A 2,898-nucleotide genomic window follows, 5' to 3' on the forward strand; every position below is an offset into this window, starting at 1 on the left:
CCCGCGAAGCGGGAAAGGGTGTACAAGGTAAAGTACCGATTTGATACTCTATCGTTTTTCCTGACCGCCAATCGGCGGCCCCCTGAGCGAAGGGCGATAAGACATAGAATAAGAATGTCATAATCATTCTTACCACCGTCCACACCGACTTCGCTGGATGGCGTCTCACTGGATTCGCGGGTCGCGGGGCTCCCCTATGAATCCAGTTCGCTTGCACACCCTTCGCCACTTCGCGGCCCTCTGCCCCTAAAGGGGACGCAAGACGTTACACCCTATCCTTCCCGCCCCCAAACGTCATCCTGAGCGCAGCGGAGGATCTCGGTAATTGCCGTAAGTGACTCATCTGCCGGTAAATAGCGGTCGGCGGGAAGGGGACGCAAAAGGTTACAGGACTGGCCTTTTGCCTTATGGCCCCGGCTGCAGCGTCCCCACCTTACTACATATCCATATAGTTCTCATTTGGATCCGGGATAAATGCTCACAAACTGACCCTTGGAATCCCTCTCTACATGGCCGACATCAGACTGTCTATCTGTATTAGCAGTATTATAAGTTTCTTTCCCCGACCCGTCGTGGATTCCTTCATGAATATATATTTTCGTCAGATATTCTTTATCGCCAGGTTTAGCATTCTTTAACTGGCTGAAGGTCACGCCGCCGTTATCACTGGCCGAATAATAGGTAACTACTGTTGTGCCGGGAGAGAATATCCTCACATACCAGCCGTCTCCTTCTTTGGTCTGTATATTGAGCTTTCTGGCCAGCTCCTGTCCTTCTTTACTGTCGAAAGCAATATCTTTTACCTCTCCCGTAGCCGGTTTCTCCAGAATATCCGACGAGCCCCCGTACCGCTCATCAAACAGCCGCTTAATAGCATCATCGGGAAAAATAAAAGTGGTCTGTTTCCCCTTCCCCACTTCTTCCAGGAGATTACCGGCATTGTTAAAAACAGTAGAGATATGATCTCCTATGCCCACGTGGGTATAGAGGCCGAAGCCGATGCCCACTACAACAGCCAGCATCAGTGCGTATTCGATGATATCCTGCCCCTTTTGTTTCTTCATGTCAATCAGCTCCTTTATGAAAGGGATTCCCAGAAAGAATATAAGCGCAGCTGCCCGGTTTTACTCCTCGCCATCCCCGTACCGCACGGCGGCCTCTATGACTCTGGCAAAGGCCGGCGGTATCAGTTCTTTTGTGAGGCTTCTTCCCAGGGATCGTCCGATAATGACTCCCTTATTTCCATAAAGCCAGGCGAAATAGTAAAATTCCAGGGCTTCCCGATTTCTTGGATTGATATTTTTCAGCTTCACCGGAGGATAGTAGCCCTTAGGCAGGCCCAGCTTGGCGCCTGCTTTTTTGATGAGGGACGTATTCACCGCATCCCCTGCGTCCTCCATGTCTCCAATGACCTGATCCAGCGCCTTCCGACCCCTGTGGGCCAGACAGGACTTCACCACGTCCATTTCATAGCAGATGAAATCGGTGAAGAATACATAGGGCGACTGCCTGGTGGTGCCCATGACGTCCCGGTCATAGAGGCACACCGCCGGAATGTGGAAGCGACGCACCAGCTGGGCGATTTTTGAAATAGAACTTTCGCCCCGGGCATTGATGAGGCATATACCATGGTAATCGAAATTCACTCCCAGTGTCTTGGCAAAGTAGCCGAAGGAGCCGTACTCCGTCTCCCCTTCCACCAGAATGGTGCACTTGGAGTAGAGCGCTTCCTTCACTTCCGGAAAATGCATGATCAGGTGTTTTTCGATTTCCCGGTCAAAATGGAAGGAAGAACCGCAGGCGGCCTGTACCTTTTTCTTATCATCCCAGTAAATGCGGATAATCTGCCGGTAGTCGTTCACCAGGGAATCGGTGGAATGGGTCACCACGAAGAGCTGTCCGTTCAGTCCATCCACCCCCAGAATGGTCTGCACTATCTTCAGGAAAAAGGGCTCCTCATTATTCAGGATGGAACGGCAGAACGCCAGCATGGCCCGCTGCAGATAGGGATGAAGATGAAGCTCCGGTTCATCGATACTCACCGTCACCGGCAGGAACCGGCGCCCCCTGCTGTCGGTGATAATCATATTTTCAAAGGAAATGGCCTTGCTTTCCTTCTTCTTCATCATTTTGATAAGAAGGGAAGTGCCCACTGCAATCATCAGCTTCATGGTGGAGTCATAGGACGTGCCGATGGCAATGGAGCGGAAAATTTCATTGAAAAGAACCAGCGTAGCCTTGCGGGCGTCCTCTCTGGGCAGAGACAGATGAAATCCCCGGCTGTTCAAAAGGGACTCCACCTCTTCGATAACCTTCGGCCCGCCGGACAGGTACTCCTCAAAAACAGAAACGGTTCTGGCAATATCCCCTTCGGAAATCATTTTCCTGGGCACCTCGTCCAGCGCAAAGTCGATATAAAAGAGGCATCGCGTATACTCCAGAGGCAGCTCCTCCCCGTTGTCCAGATTATAAAGACGGGGCACCACCTCCCGCACACACTGGCGAAGCTCCAGATGGGCCGTATCCTTCAGTCCGTCATCCTCGGAGGACAGGGTGAGCCGTATCCGGATAGGCTGATCCGTATCCAGGAAATCATTCTCCCTAAAGCCGTATCCATGGGTAAGAGTCTTCAAGAGGGTAAGGAAATTACTTTTCCCGATATTATTGTCCCCTACGATATAATTCACCCAGCTGTCAAAGTGAAGCTCCACATGACGAAACGTGCGGTAATTCTCCACCAGCATATGGGATATAAACATAGCTCCGCCTCCTTTGTCTTTTTCCTTATTATACCATGATAAGAGGGTATGCAGCAGGAGGTTCAGAGCCCGAAAGGTTCTTGAGAAGCAGCGTTCAGGCCGCTGCGCGGCCAAGGTTTAAGGAAGCACTGATTAATTC

Annotated in this window: 2 protein-coding genes; both read right to left on the reverse strand. The window is 51.2% G+C overall.

Annotated elements, in window-relative coordinates; all coding sequences use genetic code 11:
* Positions 1-455: 455 nt before the first annotated feature.
* On the reverse strand, positions 456-1,064 hold the full coding sequence (locus B2Y11_RS06390) for a Flp family type IVb pilin (protein WP_291057451.1): 609 nt from the start codon (positions 1,062-1,064) through the stop codon (positions 456-458).
* 60 nt (positions 1,065-1,124) lie between these two features.
* Positions 1,125-2,759 (reverse strand): ATP-dependent nuclease, encoded by a 1,635-nt coding sequence (locus B2Y11_RS06395; RefSeq protein WP_291057453.1) that lies wholly within the window; start codon positions 2,757-2,759, stop codon positions 1,125-1,127.
* Between the last annotated feature and the right edge of the window lie 139 nt (positions 2,760-2,898).

Origin of the sequence: Dialister sp. UBA1703 (assembly GCA_002320515.1) — a bacterium.
In the GTDB taxonomy this organism is placed as follows: domain Bacteria; phylum Bacillota; class Negativicutes; order Veillonellales; family Dialisteraceae; genus Dialister.